Genomic DNA, 22,274 nt, shown 5'->3' on the forward strand with positions numbered 1-22,274 from the left:
CCCGCAGAAGAGGCTGCGACAATTTGTCGCATTCCCAGCGCGTTGTTCTGGGGTGATAATGAGTTGCCATTTTTTCAGGATCACTCAAATTAGGTATGGCAATGCTGCGACTGATGAAGGTACTGATGCTCGTGTCTGGCTTATCCTGCTTAGTCTTGATTCGTAGTGATGCGCTGGTCCATGCCGGCAACGGCGCGCTGATTATGGATAATCCTGCCGGGATAGGTGCAAGGCTGCCGCGCTTAGCACCGTTGGCGGATGGTTCCACTTTGTTGAGTTGGATCGAGGATGATGAAGAGGGTCATGTCCTGAAATACGCCGTGTATGAGCAAGGACACTGGATTCGACAGGGCGTCGTTGCGCGCGGTCAGAACTGGTTCATTAATTGGGCGGACTTTCCTTCCGTGGCAGTGATTGACGAGACTTTCTGGGTGGCGCATTGGCTGGTCAGGACGCCTGGTGGGCGCAGTTACGATTACGATATACAGCTGGCATTTTCCAGGGATGCCGGCCAGACATGGAGCGAACCCCAAACGCCCCATCGAGATAATGTTGCGGCCGAGCACGGATTTGTGTCGATTTTTCCCGTCGAAGGGGGCGCAGGCATCATCTGGCTGGATGGACGAGCTTATAAACAATCACAGCCGGGCAAATTCGCATTGCGCTACACACAACTCAATGACAACGGGGTGCTGGGACCGGAGGTGGTGATCGACGATGACACCTGCACTTGTTGCTGGACTGCGGCCGTTGCCACCTCATCCGGACCAGTCGCTGCCTGGCGCGGGCGACGTGCAGGGCAAATCCGGGATCATTACACTGCTCGCATGATTGGGGGTCGGTGGACGCCACCTACTAGACTCGGAGGCGAAGGCTGGTCGATTGACGGCTGCCCGGTAAATGGACCTGCCTTGGCGGCCAAGGACGATCAAGTGGCGGCCGCATGGTATACTGCACAAGGTAATCGCCCGAGGATTCGTGTGGCTTTTTCCAGTGATGCCGGCCAGCATTTTTCGAGGGCGATCGATGTCGATAGCGATAAGCCGATAGGCCGGGTCAGTCTGGCTTGGCTGGACCAGCAGGCAGTGCTGGTGGCATGGTTGACTGCAGTCGACCGCGAGCATCAACAATCGCAGCTGGCCATACGCAAGCTGACAACCGACGGCTTGGCGGGGCCTGTCATCCCACTGGTGCCTGTCAGTGCCGGGCGCGGCACAGGTATCCCGCAGTTGGTTCGTAACCGGGCAGGGTTGATACTGGCGTGGACAGAGTCTACGCCAGTATATCGAATACGTACCATGCAGCTTACTTCTGGGATTCTGGACTAATTTTCTGCTTCTATTGATTATCTTTGGCCGGTGCTTGTTCGTCGTGCCGGACTCGTCTCCTGGTTTTGTCCGCCCTGGATAGAACTGTTTGCTACAATTTACCATTTGCACGGATTCCGGGATTATTTTTAGAAATGGCTTGCAATCCTCTGCAAAATCAGTGAAATTTCATGGTTATCGGCAATATGAGTTATCAGAAGCCGGTTTTTTTTGTAGGCAATTTCATCAGGGAGGGAAGAATGCAATACAAGAGTATCGAAGAATTCAGAAACTATGTGGCAGACAGGAATCCAGGGCAGCCTGAGTTTCTGCAGGCTGTTACCGAGGTCATCGAAAGCCTGTGGCCGTTCATCACGGATAACCCACGGTACGCCGAACATGGTCTATTGGACCGTTTGGTCGAACCAGAGCGCGTGATCATGTTTCGCGTGGCCTGGGTTGATGATCATGGCGATGTCAAAGTCAACCGCGGCTACCGTATCCAGCATAATTCAGCCATTGGGCCTTATAAGGGCGGGACGCGTTTCCATCCCTCGGTCAATCTTTCCATACTGAAGTTTCTTGCGTTTGAACAAACTTTCAAGAATGCGCTGACAACGCTGCCCATGGGCGGGGGCAAAGGTGGGGCGGATTTTGACCCCAAGGGCAGGAGTCCGGGTGAAGTTATGCGCTTTTGCCAGGCATATGTGAGCGAATTGTTCCGCCATATCGGTTCGGATACCGATGTGCCGGCAGGCGATATCGGTGTGGGCGGACGGGAAGTCGGATACATGGCCGGAATGGTAAGGAAATTGACCAATCGTTCCGATTGCGTGTTCACCGGCAAGGGACTCAGCTTCGGTGGATCGTTGTTGCGGCCGGAAGCCACAGGCTACGGTGTTGTCTATTTCGTCGAGGAAATGTTGAAACATGCCGGCCGTTCTCTGGATGGCGCGCGTGTTGCGGTGTCCGGTTCCGGGAATGTGGCGCAATATGCGATCGAGAAGGCCATGGCATTTGGAGCCAAGGTCGTTACGATTTCGGATTCCAGTGGCAGCGTTGTCGATGAAGATGGCTTCACACCCGAGAAACTGGCTGTGCTTGCCGAAGTCAAGAACCACCTTTACGGGCGGGTGAATGACTATGCCGAGCGGGTCGGCGCCAAGTTTCTGCCTGGCGAAAAGCCCTGGCATGTGCCAGTGGATGTCGCACTGCCCTGCGCGACCCAGAACGAAATCAGCGATGACGATGCGGCGATTTTGATCAAGCATGGCGTAAGCTGTGTGGCTGAAGGCGCAAACATGCCTTGTACAGCAGGAGCTGTGGCACGTTTTGAACATGCGAATGTGATTTTCGCTCCGGGAAAAGCCAGTAATGCCGGTGGGGTTGCGACATCAGGCCTTGAGATGAGTCAGCAGGCCATGCGACTTTTCTGGACACATGAAGAAGTGGATATGCGATTGCAGGAAATCATGCGAGCCATCCACCAATCCTGTATCGATTATGGCACTAAAAACGATGGCAGCGTCAATTATGTGGATGGCGCGAATATCGCTGGTTTCGTCAAGGTTTCCGATGCAATGCGGGCTCAAGGTGTCATCTGACGGTGGATGACTGGTTGTAAGCTTCCTGGCATTGCATCAAACTGATCCGAGCAAATTGGTGATAACCGCTTTTATCCAGACATCGATGCATAATTTTCCCTGTAGGCTAACGTGTGCAGCAAAGACAACCCCGGAGAATGACCGGAGTTGTCTTTGCTTGACGGCCGAAGACTGCCACAATCGAGCAGGCGGCGGATTGGGTGATGGCTTGTGTCGTGGTTTTAAACCGATGGGTAGGTGATGAAAAAAATTCTAGCTGGATTTATGCTGATATTCTGGGTCGAGACACTGGTTGCAGGTGTCGACGATGATTTTTTAGCGATCCGGGAAGCATTCCGAGTGGGTGATGCGGTGCGTGTCGCCAAATACGCAGACCGCATGAAGCATCATGTGTTGTCGCCTTATGCTGAATACTTTCAGTTGCGTTTGTCGTTGGAAGACAGCAATGTCAGTGCAATCAGAGCATTTCTGGTGCGGCATGAGGGCAGTCTTGTGGCCGATAAGTTGCGGGGAGACTGGTTGCGTCTGCTGGGAAAGCGCCAGCACTGGGCAGTTTTTGCCGAAGAATATCCGAAACTGGTCAACCAGGATGATACGTTGAGGTGTTACGCCTTGCAGCACCGGTTACTTAACCAGGATGAGGCGGCTGTCGAGGCAGTGCGCGCACTCTGGCTGACGGGGCGCAATATGCCGGATAGTTGTATCGCGGCTTTCGATAAGCTGATCAAATCTGGCAAAATATCGACAGAAGATATCTGGTCCAGAATCAGATCGGCGCTTGAAGCTGGCAATACCGGTGTGGCTAAATATACAAGCAAGTATTTGCCGCGTAACTTGGCGCTCGATTCGCAAAAAGTCAACGCCGCAGTCAAGGATCCCCGCTATTTTTTCGACAAGCAGGCCGGCTATGGCTCGCGTGCTGAACGGGAGGTCACATTGTTTGCGCTGCTGCGTCTGTTGCGTAGCGAGACTAATCAGGCTTTCGCGCGTTGGCACAAAGTTCGCGAGCGTTTTCCGGCAGTGGATCAATCCTATTTCATGGGCAATCTCGCATATTGGGCCGCGATCAGGCAGGATGAGCGGGCCCTGAACTGGTTTTCGGAGGCCATGCGCGGCCAACATGTTTATCCGCTTTCCGATGTCAAATTGGCCTGGCAGGCCCGGGTGGCCTTGCGTGCGGGCAACTGGCCATTGTTGCTGGACAGTATTGATCAGATGCCGGACGAGATGTGCCAGGAAGATGTTTGGCGCTACTGGCGTGCGCGGGCGCTGAGCGCCACTGGCAAGCATGCGCAGGCCAACGCGTTGCTGGCGCCTTTAAGTCATGAACATGGCTTCTATGGACAGATGGCCAAGGAAGAGCTCGGCGTGATGTTCAGCGTGCCGGCAACTGCATATCAGCCTCGGCCGGATGAAGTCAGTGCCATGGAAAAAGTCCCTGGAATCCGCCGGGCTCTGGCATTGTACCAACTGAATCAGAGGATCGAAGCAAATCGTGAGTGGATCTGGACGATACAGGATTTCACGGATGAGCAACTGCTGGCAGCGGCCAGAGTAGCCCAGCGCCACGGCATTTATGACCGCGCCATCAATACGGCAATCAAAACAGTATCCCGGCATGATTTTAGTTTGCGTTATCTTGCACCTTACCGCGACCAAATGCGCGCGGTGCTACAGCAGCATCAGCTGGATGAAGCGTTTGTGTACGGGCTTATCAGACAGGAAAGCCGCTTCATCGCGGATATCAAATCGGGTGCGGGCGCCATCGGTCTGATGCAGCTCATGCCGGCCACGGCCAAGTGGGTGGCTGGCAAACTTGGGGTGAAGCATTTCAAGGTCAATACGGTGGCCGATATCAATACCAATCTGCAATTGGGTGCTTATTATCTGAAACATGTACTGACCCAGTTTGATGATCAGCCGTTACTGGCTGCCGCTGCCTATAATGCCGGCCCGGGCCGGGCCAAACGATGGCGGGATTCGACGCCGTTGGAAGGCGCGATCTACGCAGAAACGATTCCTTTCAATGAGACGCGGGATTATGTCAAAGTGGTGCTGAGTAATTCAATGTATTACGCCAGTCATTTCGAACAGCCGCACCGGCCGACTTTGAAACAGCGACTGGGCATCGTTGCACCGAAAAATTAGCCATTTCATCTATGAAGGTTTATCAAGTAGGGGGTTCCGTACGGGATGAGTTACTGGGACTGCCGATTAAAGATCACGACTATGTAGTGGTGGGGACAACGCCGGAAAAAATGGTGCAGCTGGGTTACCGTCCGGTGGGCAAAGATTTTCCAGTGTTCCTGCACCCCGAAACGCAGGAACAATATGCGTTGGCAAGAACCGAACGCAAGATTTCCCGGGGCTACAAGGGGTTTGAGGTCTACGCCGCGCCGGATATCACATTGCAGGAAGACCTGGCCCGGCGTGATTTGACTATCAATGCCATGGCCAAGGACGAGGCGGGCAATATCGTCGATCCCTTTGGAGGGGTTGCCGATCTGCAGGCCGGTATTCTGCGTCACATTGGCCCGGCGTTTGTCGAGGATCCTGTGCGCGTGTTGCGGGTCGCGCGTTTTGCCGCGCGTTTTGGGTTCCAGGTTGCACCGGAGACGCTCGCGCTGATGAGCGAGATCGTGCATAACGGCGAGACTGAGGCGCTGGTGGCAGAGCGTGTCTGGCAGGAAATTGCCCGCGGATTGATGGAGCGGCATCCATCGCGCATGTTTTATGTGCTGCGGGAATGCGGCGCGCTGGCGCGCATCCTGCCCGAAGTCAATGCCCTGTTCGGTGTGCCGCAGCCTGCGCAGGTACATCCCGAGATCGATACTGGTCTGCATGTCATGATGGTCATCGATTATGCGGCCTCGCAGGACTATCCGCTTGAAGTCCGGTTTGCAGGATTGATGCATGATCTGGGCAAAGGCATCACGCCGCCCGATGAATGGCCACGGCATACCGACCACGAAGCGCGTAGCGCGGCGTTGGTGGCGGCATTGTGCGAACGCATGCGGGTGCCTAAGGATGTGCGGGATTTTGCTTTATTGGTGGCGCGTTATCATGGCGACGTGCATCACGCATTGGAGCTTTGTCCGGTCACGATAGCCGATATGCTGCAGGCAACCGATGCCTATCGCAAGCAAGAGCGCTTCAAGATATTCTTGCAAGCCTGTGCCAGTGATTTTCATGGCCGCCCCGGTTATGCGGAAAAATCTTATCCGCAGTCGGAGCGTCTGAAACAAGCTTTCCTCGCTGCACATAGCGTCGATGCGGGTGCCATCGCCATGCAATTAGGCCGCGAGCATCCGGATGATCGAGCCTTGCCCCGGCTGATCAATCAACGCGTGCGCGAGGCGCGTATCGAAAGAATCAGATCGTTTCTTCACCCTGCGCCGCATCCAGCTCACTGAGTGCAGGATTGGCGTCGGGATGAGCATTTGACAATAATTCCGCCCGGCCGTCAGAAAGGATGAACACCCGGTCTGCCGCTTGAATGACCGCAGGCTGATGGGAAACGGCGATAATTGTAAGTTCTTGCGCCAATTTTTGCAGTGTTTCACAAATGACGCGCTCGCTTTCTGGATCCAGCGCACTGGTGGGTTCGTCGAGCAATAGCAGTTTGGGCCGGTGGGCAAGCGCCCTGGCAATGGCAATGCGTTGCCGCTGTCCGCCCGAGAGCAATCCGCCCCGCTCGCCAACGATGGTATGAATCCCGTCCGGGAATGCACTGATGAAATCCCAGGCGCCAGCCTGTTTCAACGCATGTTCCACATCTTCAGCCTGGAGGGTGGGTTCGCCAACGATGATATTGTTCAGGATGGTATCGTGCAGTAATACGGTATCCTGGGAGACATAGCCTATCATGTGCCGCCATTGGCGAAGATCAATATTGTGCAGCGCGACGCCATCGACCAGGATTTCGCCCGATTTGGGTTCGGCCAGTCCGCAGAGCAAATCAAGCAGCGTGCTTTTGCCTACTCCCGACGAACCAATGACAGCGGTAAAAGATCTGACCGGCACTTCGATACTTAAATCCTTGAAGATGGGTTTCTGGTCGTAATAAAAGGCGATATGACGCAGACTCAGCCCCCGTTCCAGGGTTGGGGTTAGTGTGCCGGTAGTGCGCTCGGCTTCTTTGCGCGCATCTTCGGCTGCATGACGCAAAGCCCAGTAGGCGCTTTCCTGAACTGCGAGTTGCTGGTAGCGGCGTTGCATCTTGTTGAGCAATCCCAGGGTTCTCGTCAGTAAAAATACCATGACCATGACTTCAGGCAACGAGAGATTCCAGACTATCAGCGCAATATACAGGCCGCTGGCGGTCAGAGCTGCGAGTATGGGTTCTTGCAGGGCAAGCAGCGCAGCCCGGTTGGTAACCTCTTTGCGGGTGGCCTTTTCCAGTTGCTGGGTTTGATCATGCAAAATGGCATCGGCCACATTATCGCGGGCCATCGCTTTCAGGGATTTGACTGATCCCAGCACATCGGACAAATAAGTCAGCAAATGGCGCAGAAGTTGCGTCTGTTTCGTCCCTGCCCGCTTGGTCGCCCTGACCAGGCGATGCAAGACCATGAACAGAATCATGCCAATAATCAGTGAACCCAGGGTCGCTTCCCAGGATATGAACAGGGCAACGATGCTATAGACCAGGACCTCGATGGCCAGCGCGAGAACATTGACGCTGTGCTCAAAACCGTTGGCCGCCCGATAGGCTTCGGTCGCGACCGAATTGGCCAGTGCACCGACAGGCTGGCGCAGGTAATATTGCCAGCGGCTGGCGAGCAGCGCTTCGATCAGATTCAACCGCAAAGCAGTCGCGACATGCGCCACCGTATGGCCCACCTGTCGATTGGTCAAAAGCAGGATGCAGCCTTTGACCAACATCCCGCTGACGATGAACAATAGTATGAATTCCAGTGTGGGTTCGATGCCAACCCGATGGAAAATTTGAACGATGAATTTCCCGATATCGGAATCTATCGATTCGCCCACAGCAATGGAGAGCAGCGGCAGCAGTGCGGTCAGGCTGAGTGCTTCTGCGACGCCTGCCAGCAGCAGTGCAATCAGTACAAATGCACTACGCTTGGGAAAAACCATGATATAGGTAATCAGAGTGCGCATGACGGGCGTGGAGGTTTGTTGACTATATTCAGAAGACTGGCCGGAATTTTACAGCTATTTGCAGGAAAAAGCAGGTATGGCTGGTTGGTTGATGACTCGCTCATGGAGAGAGAATGAAAACAAGTGCTTATTCTTTTCATCGCAATAAGCGGTTTAGACCAACGCCAGCGGGCGGTTAACCGGGCGATCCAGGTTCCGCTCAGGGTGATGTGGATTGACAAGCTAATCGCGCCGGCGTTGTCCGCTGTCCCGTAAATCAATGACACCCTCAAATACAGTGACCGCCGGGCCGGTCATCCAGACCGGCTGATTCTCTCCCAACCAGCAAATCCGGAGATCGCCACCGCGCATGCTGACTAGGACCTGGTTATCCAATACGCCGCGCAAGATACCGCTGACAACTGCTGCGCAAGCGCCTGTACCGCAAGCCATCGTTTCACCCGCTCCGCGTTCGAATACGCGCAGCCGGATATGGCTGCGATCGATAATCTGCATGTAACCCGCGTTGACCCTTTGCGGAAAAGCTGGGTGAGATTCGATCATCGGCCCTTCGCCCGCTACCGGTGCCAACTCGATATCGGGCACGATTTGCACTGCATGCGGGTTTCCCATCGACAGCACAGTGATCTCGACGCTGTGGTCATCGATTTGCAGGGGATAGGTGAGTGCGCGTTGTTGGGCGGTGAAGGGTACTTCTGCAGGATCTAAGCGCGGAATACCCATATTCACGGTAATCTCGCCATTTTCTTCGAGCGTGGGTGTGATGATACCTCGGATGGTTTCGACGCGAATGGTCTGCTGGTCGGTCAGGCCATGGTCATGTACAAAACGGACAAAACAGCGGGCGCCATTTCCGCATTGCTCAACCTCGCCCCCGTCGGCGTTGAATATACGGTAACGAAAGTCTGCATTTCCCCTGGCTCTTTCGACCAGCAATAATTGATCAAAACCAATTCCCAGGTGGCGGTCTGCCAGCTGCCGGATGACTTCGGGGGAGAGTGAGACGGACTGGCTGATGGCGTCGATCACAACGAAATCATTTCCCACTCCATGCATTTTCGTGAACTTTAGTTTCATGGGAGGGATTCTATCCTAGAATTTTGGTTGGACGGACTGAAAAATATGCGGTTTTCAAAATCATAGCCATTGTGGCGCGATATGGTTGCCAGAAATCCATCTGGATGGCCACAGCTCGTTGGGTCTCGCCAGGGCGGCGGTCATTTTTTCCAGGTAGTTTCTTGGTAACTGTGCAGTCCAGCTGGTAGCGTCATCACCAAACGGCTGAGTGTGAAAGCAACCATCTGCAGCCGACAGCCGAAATCAGGGGCGGTGATCGTGACATGTGCAATAATCAGGTAATATTTGCCTTGTAGACTACCGCTACCGATCGTGGAGTGGTTTCATGCATTATCGAACCGAATGGTAACCAAACATGCTGCCTTGCAAGGGTAAATGCTTGTCTGGCACAAGTGTTGCAGCCATGAACTTGCTGGATGGAAGGCTTGTCGAATCAAATATCGGCATTTGCTTTCTGAAAATCACGATCAAGTTCCTCTAAAGCCATTCTGTGCGGGAAGACATGCCTGCATCACCAGTTGTCCCAGACAGATCAGCAGACAGTGACGCGCTTGTTTTCAGGACCGGTTAATGCTGTACTGGATAACCGTGTGGGCGGTGATTGTTCTCGACCAGGGTGACCGGGCTGGCATGCATGAGTCGCCGGGGACAGAACCGGCGAAATAATGGAATCGTCATGGACAGAAAATCATGTCTTATTCCCGCTTGACCAGGATTGTTCGCAACTCTACTATATGGCGCAAACATGAATGTCCTGTGTTGTCGTATGTGACGGAATGTCCGGCAGAGCAGGCAATTGCAGATTGGCGATTTTGTTACTTGCAGATGCAGGATATAGCGCTTTGCCAGGATTCCAATAAAGTGATCAGCCCCGTCTATTTCGGTATCATACTTCTTTTGCTTGTGCATTCTCCGTCGGGAGATTTTCTGAGAAAAAATCTAAATTCAAAGGTTGTTAAAATATGAAGCATGCATTTGTACAGACGCGTATGGCACATATGCGTGGGTTTACATTGCTGGAATTGCTGGTGGTCATGGTGATTATCGGTTTGTTGGCCGCCTATGTGGGGCCCAAGTATTTCTCACAAGTAGGCAAGTCCGAGGTCAAAATGGCGCAGGCCCAGATCGATTCCCTGGAAAAAGCCTTGCACCAATATAGACTGGATGTGGGCGCTTACCCTTCCACTGAGCAGGGTTTGAATGCCTTGGTGACAGCGCCTGGCAATGAACCCAGATGGCAGGGGCCTTATTTGAGTAAGCGCATCCCTGAAGATCCATGGGGCAGACCATACCAATATAAATATCCCGGCGAGCAAAATGACTTCGATTTGTTTTCATATGGCAAGGATGGTCAAGCGGGCGGCACCGGCGAGGATGCGGATATCACTAACTGGTAACGGCGAGTAGTCCTGATACATGCGATATACGGTCAAAGCGCTGCTCGCCAAGCAGGGTACTGTGTCGCTCGAGCTCGAAGCCGCCAGCGAGGCGGAGGTTCGCAGCCAGATCAGTGCACAAGGCGGGGTGGTATTGAGCATCAGGCGAAAGTTTACCAGTCTGCTGCCCCAAGCCGGTTCCAGATTCCCGCTGACCCATTTTTCTCAGGAGCTGCTCGCGTTGCTGACAGCCGGGCTCAGTTTGGTGGAAAGCATAGAAACGCTGGCTGAGAAAGAAGAGGACAGTTCGGTACGCGAGTTGCTCCACAAATTGCTGGCGAGACTATACGAAGGGGTGACCTTCTCGCGGGCGCTTGAATCCTATCCACAAGTATTTCCCGCTTTATACGTGGCGACCATTCGGGCAAGTGAACGCACCGGGGATCTGGCCGAAGCATTGACACGTTACCTGGTATATCAATCGCAAATGGATTTGGTCCGCAAAAAGCTGGTAGGTGCCTCCATTTACCCGGTCTTGCTGTTGGTACTGGGATTGCTGGTGGCGATTTTCCTGCTGGTTTTTGTTGTGCCCAAGTTTAGCGCCATTTATGAGGATATCGGCTCGGATTTGCCCTGGATGTCGATGTTGCTGATTCGGTGGGGGCATCTTGTGCAGGAGAATGGCTGGATGTTGGCGGGTATCGTGACAGTACTGCTGGCCGCGAGCTTTTACGCGTTGGCGCAGCCGCAAGTGCGCGCGCGCTTATTACAAACATTGTGGCGCATACCGGCAATCGGTGAAAGAATGCGGGTTTATCAACTTGCTCGCTTTTACAAAACGCTGGGGATGTTATTGCGCGGCGGCATTCCTATTACCCAGGCGCTGGAAATGGTCAGCGACCTGCTGCAACCACATTTTCGGCCCCGAGTGAAAATAGCCGCTGCACTCATTCGGGAAGGCCGGCCGATTTCCACTGCCATGCAAAGCGCCGATTTGACCACTGCAGTGGGCAGCCGCATGTTGCGGGTCGGCGAGCGCACAGGGCTCATGGGTGACATGATGGAACGTATCGGTAACTTCCACGACGAAGAAATCGGGCGTTGGGTCGAGTGGACGACCAAGCTGATCGAGCCGGTGTTGATGGCGGTAATTGGAACGGTCATCGGCGGTATCATCATCCTCATGTATCTTCCAATATTCGAGCTGGCAGGAAGTATCAATTGATGCCGACAACTGTAGTGCTTACGGAAGTGCCCCACTTGGATTCGGGTCAGCTCGCACTGGCACGCGAGCAAGCTTTGGCGCGTGGTGTCTCGTTGATCAAGGCGCTCGAGGAAACGTTCCAGGGCACACCGGATGGATTGGTTGCCGCATTGGGCCAGGCTTTGCATATGCCTGTCTTGACCATGGAAGATCTGCACAGCCTGCAACCGGTTTTTGATCACCTGCCGTTTGCGCAAGCGGCCAAACAGGAGTGCGTGTTGCTGCAAAAAGCGCAAACCTATCTGCTGGCGACAGGTGATCCATTTCGTCCTGGTTTGCGTGCCTGGGTGGAGGAATATGTGCCGGTAGATGTGCTTTGGCACCTTGTGCATCCTGCCGATCTGGCCGCGTTCTTTGTGCAGCAAGAACAGAATATGCGCGCGATGGATAATGTGCTGCCTTCTGCGCAAGAGCAACTGATGCGGACCGGTGTTGAGGAATTATCGCTCAAGACGATACATGAAGGCACCAGTCAAGTGGTGCGCCTTGTTCATTCGACCTTGTACGACGCGCACAAATCGCAGGCCAGTGATATTCATCTTGAAACAGCGCCAGGTGCGTTGTCCATCAAATATCGTATCGATGGGGTATTGACCACAGTTGGGGTCATGCAGGGTGCAGATCTAGCCGAACAAGTGATCTCGCGTATCAAGGTCATGTCCGATCTGGATATTGCCGAGCGCCGTATTCCGCAGGATGGGCGTTTCAAGGTTTCGATCCAGGGACGGGAAATCGATTTCCGGGTATCCGTCATGCCCAGTATCTTTGGTGAGGATGCGGTGCTGCGGATTCTCGACCGCCAGGCACTGACCGATCACGTCGAAGGACTGACGCTCAATCAGCTGGGATTCAATACGGCGGCAATCACCAGTATACGTCGCCTCAGCTCAGAGCCATACGGCATGCTGTTGGTGACTGGCCCGACCGGCAGTGGCAAGACAACTTCGCTGTATGCTGCGATTTCGGAAGTCAACCACGGCAACGACAAAATCATCACTATTGAGGATCCCATCGAATATCAGTTACCGGGCGTGTTGCAGATCCCGGTCAATGAGAAAAAAGGCCTGACCTTCGCGCGCGGACTGCGTTCTATTTTGCGACATGATCCCGATAAAATCATGGTTGGCGAAATTCGCGACGCCGAGACCGCACAGATCGCTATCCAGGCCGCCCTCACAGGCCACCTGGTTTTTACAACCGTGCATGCCAATAATGTATTTGACGTGATTGGGCGCTTTGCCCATATGGGTGTAGACCCCTATAGCTTTGTTTCGGCTCTGAACGGTATTGTTGCCCAACGCTTGGTGCGCCTGCTGTGTCCGCATTGCACCGTGACGGAACGGCCTGACGATCAGCTGATTGAAGAGTCAGGCATCACACGGGAAGAAGCGGAGCAGTTTATTTTCCGTTCGGCGAAAGGGTGTGGTCAGTGCCGGGGGAGTGGATATCGGGGGCGCAGCGCGATTGCCGAGATCTTGTTATTGAATGATGAAATTCGCGAGCTGATCATCGCCCAGGCACCGATACGCCGCATCAAGGAGGCAGCGCGGCGCAATGGCACGCATTTCCTGCGGGAAGCGGCGCTGGAGATGGTCAAGGCAGGGCAAACCAGTTTGCAGGAGGCCAATCGTGTCACCATTGTGGCGTAACCAGATCCAGGTTTTTCTGGCACCGGGCGAGGTAAATGTTGTGGGCCTGTCCGCCGGCATCAAGCCCATGCAATTGTTCAAACAGACACGAACATGGACGCCAGCGGCGGGCCCTGCACAATGGCAAGCGCCCTTGCAGGTGTTGGAAGAGCTGATTGGGGAAATCCGTCAGGACACCGGTATGGCCGCCATTAAGCGCGGCAGCGAATGCACCTTCACACTGTCGAATCATTTTGTCCGCTACGGTATCGTTGCGCCACAATCATCACTGGCAGATCCTGATGAACTGCTGGCGTATACAAATTTCCAAATGCGCGAAACTTATGGTGAGCGTGTGGGTGACTGGGCTCTCAGCCTGAGTCTGTGGGATCCCTGCCACGGGGCATTATGTGCGGCGGTCCCGCTCAACTTGCTGTCGGATCTCGAGGCATTCACATTGCGCCACGACATCAGACTCCGGCAGACCGAGCCTTACCTCGCCGCAGCCCTGGACCACTGGTCAAGCGAGTTGCCGGATAAACGACTATGGTTTGTATTGATCGAGCCGGGCCGCTTTTGTCTAGTTTTGTTGATGAACGATGGTTGGCGTTGTGTACGCAATCAGCGTATCGTGCAGCCACTTGAAGAGGAATTGTTGTCGGCACTGGAACAGGAAGCGATCATTTCGGGCCAGCGGGAATCAATCGAGCAAGTGTATGTCTACGCACCCGCGTACATGGATTGGAGATTGGCCGATGATGGCGGCTGGCAATTTATCCATCTGCCGAGCGGGAAACAATCCGCACCCGCTTGTTTTCCTCAGGCCGTAGAGACCGATCACAGCGGGCGGAGTCATGCGTAAGCTCAAGCTAACATTTCCCTATAGCGGGCAGCGCAGTGCGGTGGTGGAATATCTGTTACTGGCACTGGGTTTGCTGGCATTGCTTGCAGTCATCCATCAGCTCAAATCGACCATGGCAGACATCACTTACTGGGAGGCACGCGAAGCGCGCATGGCCCAGCAGCAGCAACATCGCAAACTGCCCAGAACCCCGGCTGCGCGCATCAGCCAGACAACACAGCAGGAAATCAAGCTGGCCAGCGAAATTTTGCACCAACTCAACCTGCCGTGGGAAAAGTTGTTTGATTCCTTGGAGCTTGCCGCCAGCAAAGAGGTGGCGCTTTTGTCCTTGCAGCCTAACGTGGCCAGCCGCGTGATCCGCATGTCGGGCGAGGCGAGAAATCTTACTGGGCTGGTTGCATATGTGGAGGCCCTGGAGCGCGAGCCTGTTTTCAAGGATACACATTTGCTTAATTATAAAGTGCGGCGGGATCATCCACGCCGCCCGATCATTTTTTCTGTTACGACAACGTGGCGCGATTCATACTAGAACAGTGGCAGCCCAGGATGCGCTGGTATATCGCGCGTCTGGGCAATATCGGAAAAATCGGGGTTGGACTGCTCGTGCTGGCCTTGATACTGCTATTTGCGGCAGTTGCCCCCCAGCGGCAAGCATTGCAACAACTCATCACCAAAGTGGAAAAGATGCAGCGGGTACAAACCGATGTGGCGGGACCGCGCAAACTGGATGATAGCCAGGCTTTGCAGGCTTTCTACGATTTCTTCCCGCGCAGCGATTCTTCACCTTACTGGGTCAGTGAGCTGGACAAGATCGCCAAGCAACGGGGCGTGGAATTGAGCAGCAGCGATTACCGTCTGGTTACAGAGCAAAATGCGAAGTTGGCGCGCTATGAAATCCAGCTGCCGTTGCAAGGCAGCTATCCGCAAATTCGCGGATTTATCGCCGATGCGCTGCGTGCCATTCCTGCCTTGGCACTGGTTGATGTTGCTTTCAAACGTGAGGCGATCCAGGCCGGGCGACTCGATGTCCGCCTGGGCATGCATTTATACTTGAATGTGGATTGAGGCCAGCGTTTTCTTGACGTATGAATACACATGGTCTTTTCCTATTTGTTTGATCTCAAAAATTGTGATGACTCGACATGGCTAGCGAAAGCACCCGTAAACTCATACTCTGGGGGGCATTGGCGCTCACCCTGCTGGCAGTGATATGGGTGGAAGATGAACCGGAAATAGAGGCACCGATCGAGACGGTGCGGCCAGCGAAATCTGCTGCAGGAAACGCGGTTGGAGCGGCAAAATCCCATGAATCGCTACCCGTCGAACAATTGGGCAAGCGCACATTCAGTGCCGAGGCGGACGATATTTTTGCGGTGACTTCCTGGGAACCCAAACGGCCCCCTGCCGGCAGTGCCTCTTCATCCCCATTTGGCGCTCAGCAGTTGATTGCGCGGCCTGTTGCGCCTCCGCCCGCGCCGACGGCGCCTCCCTTGCAACTCAAATATCTTGGCAGAGTCAGCGATGGGCAAAAAACCCGCGTTTTTCTCACTCAGCTGGATAAAAACCATGTGGCCGCAGTGGGCGAGCGTATCGATGGCAAATATCGGGTCGATAGAATCAGGGAAGATACCATCGAACTGACCTATCTCCCGCTGGGTATCAAGCAAACACTACTGATTAATGATAAAAATCCGGGAAGGATTCGATGACTATCGGGAAATATATTTCCATGCTGCTTATGTTCGCCCTGCTTGCCAGTTGTGCGACCTATACCACCAGAAATCCAGCTTTTATCGAAGGGAAACAGCTGATTGCCGAGGGCAAGTTGGAAGCTGGCCTGGGCAAACTCGAGCAGGCCGCTCAGGAGGAGCCGGAGAATATTGAAATACGGACCGTTCTTTCCCGGGAGCGGGACGCGATTCTGGGGCAAATTTTGTTCGAAGGGGACAATGCCCGGGCAGCCGGTGATTTTGAAGCGGCCGAGCAGCACTACCAGCGCGCGTTGGAAATCCATCCGAGAAGCGAGCGTGCGCAGATAGGGTTGTCCGGCATCGATCAGGACCGCGGTCATAGCATGCTGATCAAGCAGGCGAAAGAGTTGCTGGCGCACGATGATCTTGAGGGTGCCGAAAAGATTGTCCGGCATGTGTTGGCGGAGAATCCAGTGCAGGTCGAGGCAAGACTGTTCATTAAACAATTGAGCGAACGGATCGCGCGCGCCGAGAGCTCAGAGCTGGCATTGATTTCTGAATTCAGCAAGCCGATTACCATGGAGTTCCGCGATACCCCGCTGAAAACAGTCTTCGAGCTGATTTCCCGCACGGCAGGCATTAACTTCGTATTTGATCGCAACGTGCAGCAGGAGGCCAAGACTTCAATTTTTGTACGCAACAATCCTATCGAGGACGTACTCAAATTGTTGCTCATGACCAATCAGCTGGCTTATAAAGTGCTCAATGACAATTCATTGCTGATTTACCCGGATACACCCGCCAAGCATAAGGATTATCAGGAATTGGTTATCCGCAGTTTTCATATCGCCAATACGGATGCCAAGCAGATGGTGGCCATGATCCGGGGACTGGTCAAGGCACGTGATATCTACGTCAATGAAAGGCTGAACCTGTTTGTCATCCGCGATACGCTGGAAATGGTCCGGCTGGTGGAGCGACTGGTCGCGATCAATGATTTTCCCGATCCTGAAGTGATGCTGGATGTTGAGATATTGGAAATCAACCGGAATACTTTGCTTAATCTGGGTCCGAATATTCCCGACCGAATCGGTTTCAGTGCAGTGCCCGGCGTGCCAGCAGTGCTGGACCGGGGTGGAGTCAACCCTGCACAATTCAATCAGCTGGGATTCGATGGCCTGAAAAGTTTTACAGTCAATAGCCAGATGGTTATCGATCTCAGGAAAGTGTTGACCGTGAACGATATCCTAGCCAATCCGCGGATTCGCGTAAAGAGCCGCGAAAAAGCAAAAATCCTGATCGGTGACAGGATCCCGGTGATTACATCCAATGTGACGGGTGTGGCTGCAACGGTTTCACAATCGGTGACTTTCGTCGAAGTGGGGCTTAAGCTGGATGTCGAGCCCATTATTTCCCAAAATGATGAAGTGTCAATCAAGGTATCGCTGGAAGTGAGCAATGTTACCGATACCATCAATCTGGATAATGGCGGACAGGTGCCTGTTGTGGGGACGCGGACTGCGGAAACACTGCTTTCATCCAAAAATGGTGAGACCCAGATACTTGCCGGGTTGATCCAGGATCGGGACAGGAAAGGCTTCACCGGATTACCCGGGTTGATCGATATACCGGTACTGGGCAGATTATTCTCTAACCAGAACTTGAACCGGGAAAAAACTGAAATTGTACTCTTGGTGACACCACGTATAGTGCGCAATATCATTCAGCCCAATCATTTCGAGAGTGAGTTTCATTCCGGGACAGCCAGCACGGCTGGCAGAATGCCTGTCAAAATTCGTAAAACCGCGCCACAATCCCTTGCCATGGCAGCTTCTGGTGCGGTGCGCGAGGGGGGGCGTACGCTGTTTGAGCAAGCAGTGCAATCCGCCGGGCTTGGCGATGCCTCTGATCCAGCGCTCAATCCATTTGCGGCCGCTGCTGCACAAGCCCGTGCTGCCACGCCTTCGGTGACCCTGATGGCCCCGACAAATGTGGCGATGGGACGGGAGTTTACCGCGACTGTTCGACTGGTGACCCAGAATACGATGCTGACCGGTGAAATGGATCTGGCGTATGATCAGGACATGCTGGAGTTGATGGATGGCGGCGAGAAATCCGGATCGCGCAATCTCAAACTGGGGCGAGAGCAACCGACAGGTATGACGACCGTGCTGCGTTTCAAAGCGATCAGCGCCAATCCAGGTACAACTGAAATTTCTCTCCAGAATCTGCAGGTGCAGGATGAGAAAGGCCAACCGGTTGAAACTGAACTGCCATCGGCGATCAATGTCGAAATCCAGTGAGGCACGCTATGATAGGCCGAGCCGGGCGATTGGCAGGATCAACCGTCAGGGTGAGGTGATACATATTTCGATGGAGAGCCATTGTTGCCGCTGAAACAAGGAATAGAAGGGCCCTATGTTGCACAATGACTCACGATTGGCCGGCCGGCCATGGCTGAAATGCCTTTCGCGACCATTGCACACAACCTGTCGCGGATTCACGCTGGTGGAATTGATGATCGTGGTTGCCATCATGGCGATTCTCGCTTCTGCTGCCATGCCCCTCCAGGAGATGGCTGTCAAGCGGGAGAAAGAACGTGAGCTGCGGGTTGCATTGCGGCAAATCCGGACTGCAATCGATGCCTACAAGCTGGCGGCAGACGAGGGACAGGTGGAGAAAAAGGCCGATGAAACCGGCTACCCTCGGAAGCTGGAGGATCTCGATATGGGGGTGCCGGATATTAAGGATCCGAACAAAAAGAAAATATATTTCATGCGCCGATTACCGCGTGACCCCATGTTTCAGGATTCGGATGTCCCTGCTGCGGAAACCTGGGGGAAGCGTAGTTATGGCAGCGCGCCGGACAGTCCCGAGGAAGGGGATGATGTTTACGACATCTACTCCTTTTCGGAACGGGTCGGTCTGAATGGGATTCCGTATAATCAATGGTGAGTGCCGGCAATATGATTGCTTTCTGGTCGGTATGCGCGATAGCGGATGATGTCCGTTCATTTTCATGGCAATTAATTAGTGAGTAGGTGAATTTTTTATGCGACTACGTGCGCCCGGCTTTACCTTGATCGAATTGCTGGTGGTCATGGCGATTATCGCCACCTTGCTCACGATTGTTGCGCCACGCTATTTCACTTCTGTCGACCGGGCCAAGGAAACTGTACTCAAGCAGAATCTCAGCATCATGCGTGATGCAATCGATAAGTATTATGCAGATACTGGCAAATATCCAGACGATTTGCATCAGTTGGTGGAGGAGCGCTATATTCGCGCGATACCGGTTGATCCGATTACCGACCAGTCTGTCTGGGTGGAGATTCCACCACCCGATGACGAGATGGAGGGTGTGTACGATGTGCGTACCCTTTCCGATCGACAGGCGCTGGATGGCACATTCTACGAATCGTGGTGATGAAACGGTCTGCAGTTCAGGGATATATCTATTTGTGGACCTTGTTTGCTGTCATGCTGGCCGGGGTCATGCTGGCCGGTGCCGGGCAAATGTGGCAAACTGCAGCAAAACGGGAGAAAGAATTGGAGCTGCTCTTCGTGGGGGATCAGTTCCGGCGGGCAATCGAATCCTATTACGATAGCTCCCAGGCCGGGAGGACCAGTCGCTACCCGGAATCACTCGAGCAATTACTCAAAGATGAACGTTCGCCGGCCATCCGGCGGCATCTTCGAAAAATTTTTATCGATCCAATGACCAACAGTCATGAGTGGGGATTGATCGAGCAACAGGATGGTGGCATTACTGGTGTGTATAGCTTGTCTACCGGGACACCACTCAAGCGTGCCAATTTTCCAGAGGAATATTCCATTTTCGAGAAGGCCAAGAATTATCAGGATTGGAAATTTTCTCATGCCAAGGGTGCGGCCGCAGGACAAGCTGATCCATCCACGGCAACACCACAATCTGGTTCGTCGGCGACACCTTTCAATCCTTTCTCCCAAAGTCAACCTGCGGCGGATGCCAATCCCTTTGCACCAGACCAGTCCCCTGCTGGTGGCAACCCTTTTATTCAAGAATAGCGCCAAAATCAGTTAGACTGCCAGCAGGTGAGAACTAGGCTTGCTGTCCGGGAGTCTCAATATTATTTATGGTTGCAGAAGGCTGAAACAAGATGAATGTCATATTGATTAGCGTAATGTTGTTGTTAAGCGTGGTGGGATGTACCCAAATGCCGAAGACGGGAAACAGTGCCACGACAAATTCGAGCCCATCCAGTGTGGCGGTGTCGGATCAGGCTACTGCGCCTTCAGAGCTGACTGCCGAGATCCTGTTTGATTTTTTAGTGGGGGAAGTTGCGCTGCAGCGCGATCACCTGGATGTTGCGGTCGAAAGCTACACCCGGCTGGCCAGACATACGCGCGATCCAAGAATTGCCGAGCGCGCAACCGATATCGCTTTGCATGCACGGCGGTTTGTCGAAGCCCGGGAATCAATCAATTTGTGGGTAGAACTGGAGCCTGATTCAATTCATGCGCGTCAGGCTGCCGTGGTGCTGTACGTAGGCGCTGGCCAGCTTGATCGCGCGCGTCCTCACCTCGAGAAATTACTGGTTTCCGAGCCGGAATCGATCGATAAGGCTTTCATGCAGATCAACAAGCTGCTTTCCCGCCACGGCGACAAGAACGAAACCTTGAAACTCATTCGGCAACTTGCCTCGGCGCATAACAAGCTGCCGGAGGCGCATTTCGCCGTATCCCAGGCAGCATGGGCTGCCAACCAGCTTGAACTTGCATCCGATGCCATGAAGCAGGCGCTCAGACTGCGTCCAAACTGGGAACTGGCGGCGATTCACCAAGGACGAATTCTGCAGAGAATTGCCAATGCGGAAGCGTTTGCATTCTATGAGCAATATCTCAAGCAATTTCCCAAGGCCAATGACATGCGCATTGCCTATATCCGCATGCTCATGGAAGATAAGGATTACAGTCAGTCACGGCAGCAATTCCAGAAGTTGGAAAAGGAAAACCCTGCCAATCCCGATATCGCACTGGCCATCGGTTTGTTGTCTGCAGAGTTGAATGATTTCGATCGCGCGGAAAAATATTTCAAACAGGCGCTGCAGCTTGGTTTTGAAGACACGAATAGTGTGAATTTCAATTTGGGGCGAGTCAATGAGATCACTCAACGCGATAGCGCCGCGATGGATTCATACCGCAGGGTAACGGGCGGAGAGCGCTATATTCCAGCCCAGATCCGGTATGCGTTCTTATTGGCCAAACGGGATGGTATTGCACCAGCCAGGCAGCATTTGCAAACAGTGCGCGCGAGTGACGAGCAGCAATATATGCAACTGGTTCTGTCAGAAGCGCAATTGTTGCGGGAGAACCATGCGGATCATGAGGCCTACGATTTGTTGAGCAGACACTTGCAAAAAAATCCCGATCAAGCTGACTTGCTTTACGACCGGGCCCTGGTGGCCGACAAAATCGGCAAATTGGATGTGCTGGAGCGGGATTTGCGCCGGCTGATCGAATTGAAGCCGGAGAGTGCGCATGCCTACAATGCATTGGGCTACAGTCTCGCCGAGCGTGGCCAACGCCTGCCGGAAGCGCTGGAATTGATCCAGAAGGCGATTGCACTGTCGCCGGATGACCCCTATATCATGGATAGCCTGGGGTGGGTGTATTACCGCATGGGCAACTTGAAAAAAGCACTCAATTATTTGAATCTGGCTTTCGCCGCGCGCCCGGATCCGGAAATTGCGGCCCATCTGGGGGAGCTGCTATGGATGAATGGCGAAAAGGACAATGCTGAGAAAGTGTGGCGCTCGGCACTGGAAGCCTATCCTGGCAATGAAGTCCTGCTGGATACCATGCAACGGTTCCTGCAGCCACGCAGGTGATTGATCGGTGAAAGCAGAAATTCACTGTTCTCGGTCGAGGAGGATGCAAGGCATACAAGCGGCTGTGAACCGGAAGTACCATGAAAAGTATCAGTAAGAAATCAGACGATCGCCCATATGATTGCAGCGAATGGGTGTAGCCGGCTGCAAATCCTCATTATTTGGGATAAGATGAATTCACCCGATCTGAGCTTTTTACTGCGTGGCTGATGGAAGTGCGGCTTTGCTTGCTGGTGGGATGAGCAGATGTTTGAACAAGGCCATTTGTGCCTGGGTTTCGAGGTAAGGCGGGTACTTTCCTAATTTACTATAGCTTTTTTGACCTGGTTTTGTATCTTTGATACATTGTGGGTGGGAGGGGAGTATTGCTTGAATAATCGTAACTATTCAGCGAAAAAAATGCAAAAAGTGCTTGACAGGGTTTTTGTGTAAAAAAGCAAGATTACCGATACATTTGGAGTTGCCCGTCAGGGC

The 22,274-nt window shown here is 53.6% G+C and carries 18 protein-coding genes; 16 read left to right on the forward strand and 2 right to left on the reverse strand.

All coding sequences use genetic code 11. The features are described from left to right. The first annotated feature begins 101 nt into the window (after nucleotides 1-101). The 4 genes from BLV85_RS06835 to BLV85_RS06850 all read left to right on the forward strand — a co-directional run bounded on the left by BLV85_RS06835 (nucleotide 102) and on the right by BLV85_RS06850 (nucleotide 6,324). On the forward strand, nucleotides 102-1,328 hold the full coding sequence (locus BLV85_RS06835; RefSeq protein ID WP_176973961.1) for a hypothetical protein: 1,227 nt from the start codon (nucleotides 102-104) through the stop codon (nucleotides 1,326-1,328). A 239-nt stretch (nucleotides 1,329-1,567) separates the two neighbouring features. After that, nucleotides 1,568-2,911, forward strand: a complete 1,344-nt coding sequence (gdhA, locus tag BLV85_RS06840) for an NADP-specific glutamate dehydrogenase (RefSeq protein ID WP_090413642.1) — start codon at nucleotides 1,568-1,570, stop codon at nucleotides 2,909-2,911. Between the two features lie 240 nt (nucleotides 2,912-3,151). Continuing rightward, nucleotides 3,152-5,059 (forward strand): transglycosylase SLT domain-containing protein, encoded by a 1,908-nt coding sequence (locus BLV85_RS06845; RefSeq protein WP_090413602.1) that lies wholly within the window; start codon nucleotides 3,152-3,154, stop codon nucleotides 5,057-5,059. Nucleotides 5,060-5,070: 11 nt separating this feature from the next. Then, nucleotides 5,071-6,324: a multifunctional CCA addition/repair protein gene (locus tag BLV85_RS06850; protein WP_090413604.1), complete on the forward strand. Its 1,254-nt coding sequence runs from the start codon at nucleotides 5,071-5,073 to the stop codon at nucleotides 6,322-6,324. On the opposite strand, the gene BLV85_RS06855 is transcribed toward BLV85_RS06850, so the two are convergent. Further along, the gene (locus BLV85_RS06855) at nucleotides 6,284-8,032 is read right to left on the reverse strand and encodes an ABC transporter ATP-binding protein (protein ID WP_090413606.1); all 1,749 of its coding nucleotides are present in this window, start codon (nucleotides 8,030-8,032) and stop codon (nucleotides 6,284-6,286) included. The genes BLV85_RS06850 and BLV85_RS06855 overlap by 41 nt on opposite strands. Nucleotides 8,033-8,254: 222 nt before the next feature. Beyond that, entirely contained in the window at nucleotides 8,255-9,109 is an 855-nt protein-coding gene (gene dapF, locus BLV85_RS06860; protein ID WP_090413608.1) for a diaminopimelate epimerase, read from the reverse strand. Nucleotides 9,110-10,071: 962 nt separating this feature from the next. Here dapF and gspG point away from each other — a divergent pair. The 12 genes from gspG to BLV85_RS06925 all read left to right on the forward strand — a co-directional run bounded on the left by gspG (nucleotide 10,072) and on the right by BLV85_RS06925 (nucleotide 21,800). Further along, nucleotides 10,072-10,506: a type II secretion system major pseudopilin GspG gene (gene gspG / locus BLV85_RS06870; RefSeq protein ID WP_090413611.1), complete on the forward strand. Its 435-nt coding sequence runs from the start codon at nucleotides 10,072-10,074 to the stop codon at nucleotides 10,504-10,506. Between the two features lie 19 nt (nucleotides 10,507-10,525). Then, a complete protein-coding gene (locus BLV85_RS06875) occupies nucleotides 10,526-11,710 on the forward strand; it encodes a type II secretion system F family protein (protein WP_090413613.1) in 1,185 nt (394 codons plus the stop codon). After that, a complete protein-coding gene (locus BLV85_RS06880) occupies nucleotides 11,710-13,398 on the forward strand; it encodes a GspE/PulE family protein (protein WP_090413615.1) in 1,689 nt (562 codons plus the stop codon). The genes BLV85_RS06875 and BLV85_RS06880 overlap by 1 nt, the downstream gene beginning before the upstream one ends. Then, complete coding sequence (locus BLV85_RS06885; RefSeq protein ID WP_090413618.1) at nucleotides 13,379-14,239, forward strand: hypothetical protein; 861 nt, start codon at nucleotides 13,379-13,381, stop codon at nucleotides 14,237-14,239. The genes BLV85_RS06880 and BLV85_RS06885 overlap by 20 nt, the downstream gene beginning before the upstream one ends. After that, entirely contained in the window at nucleotides 14,232-14,768 is a 537-nt protein-coding gene (locus BLV85_RS06890) for a hypothetical protein (protein WP_090413620.1), read from the forward strand. Before BLV85_RS06885 ends, BLV85_RS06890 begins: the two co-directional genes overlap by 8 nt. A 17-nt stretch (nucleotides 14,769-14,785) precedes the next feature. Next, a complete protein-coding gene (locus tag BLV85_RS06895) occupies nucleotides 14,786-15,304 on the forward strand; it encodes a hypothetical protein (RefSeq protein WP_245725115.1) in 519 nt (172 codons plus the stop codon). A 77-nt stretch (nucleotides 15,305-15,381) separates the two neighbouring features. Next, entirely contained in the window at nucleotides 15,382-15,948 is a 567-nt protein-coding gene (locus BLV85_RS06900; protein ID WP_090413624.1) for a hypothetical protein, read from the forward strand. Then, entirely contained in the window at nucleotides 15,945-18,233 is a 2,289-nt protein-coding gene (locus BLV85_RS06905; protein ID WP_090413627.1) for a secretin N-terminal domain-containing protein, read from the forward strand. Before BLV85_RS06900 ends, BLV85_RS06905 begins: the two co-directional genes overlap by 4 nt. Nucleotides 18,234-18,348: 115 nt before the next feature. Next, on the forward strand, nucleotides 18,349-18,885 hold the full coding sequence (locus tag BLV85_RS06910) for a type II secretion system protein (protein ID WP_090413630.1): 537 nt from the start codon (nucleotides 18,349-18,351) through the stop codon (nucleotides 18,883-18,885). Between the two features lie 97 nt (nucleotides 18,886-18,982). After that, nucleotides 18,983-19,357: a type II secretion system protein gene (locus BLV85_RS06915; protein WP_090413632.1), complete on the forward strand. Its 375-nt coding sequence runs from the start codon at nucleotides 18,983-18,985 to the stop codon at nucleotides 19,355-19,357. Beyond that, a complete protein-coding gene (locus BLV85_RS06920; RefSeq protein WP_090413634.1) occupies nucleotides 19,357-19,977 on the forward strand; it encodes a hypothetical protein in 621 nt (206 codons plus the stop codon). Before BLV85_RS06915 ends, BLV85_RS06920 begins: the two co-directional genes overlap by 1 nt. 149 nt (nucleotides 19,978-20,126) lie before the next feature. Then, nucleotides 20,127-21,800: a tetratricopeptide repeat protein gene (locus BLV85_RS06925; RefSeq protein ID WP_245725116.1), complete on the forward strand. Its 1,674-nt coding sequence runs from the start codon at nucleotides 20,127-20,129 to the stop codon at nucleotides 21,798-21,800. Nucleotides 21,801-22,274 lie beyond the last annotated feature (474 nt).

Source organism: Nitrosomonas halophila, assembly GCF_900107165.1.
Lineage (GTDB): Bacteria > Pseudomonadota > Gammaproteobacteria > Burkholderiales > Nitrosomonadaceae > Nitrosomonas > Nitrosomonas halophila.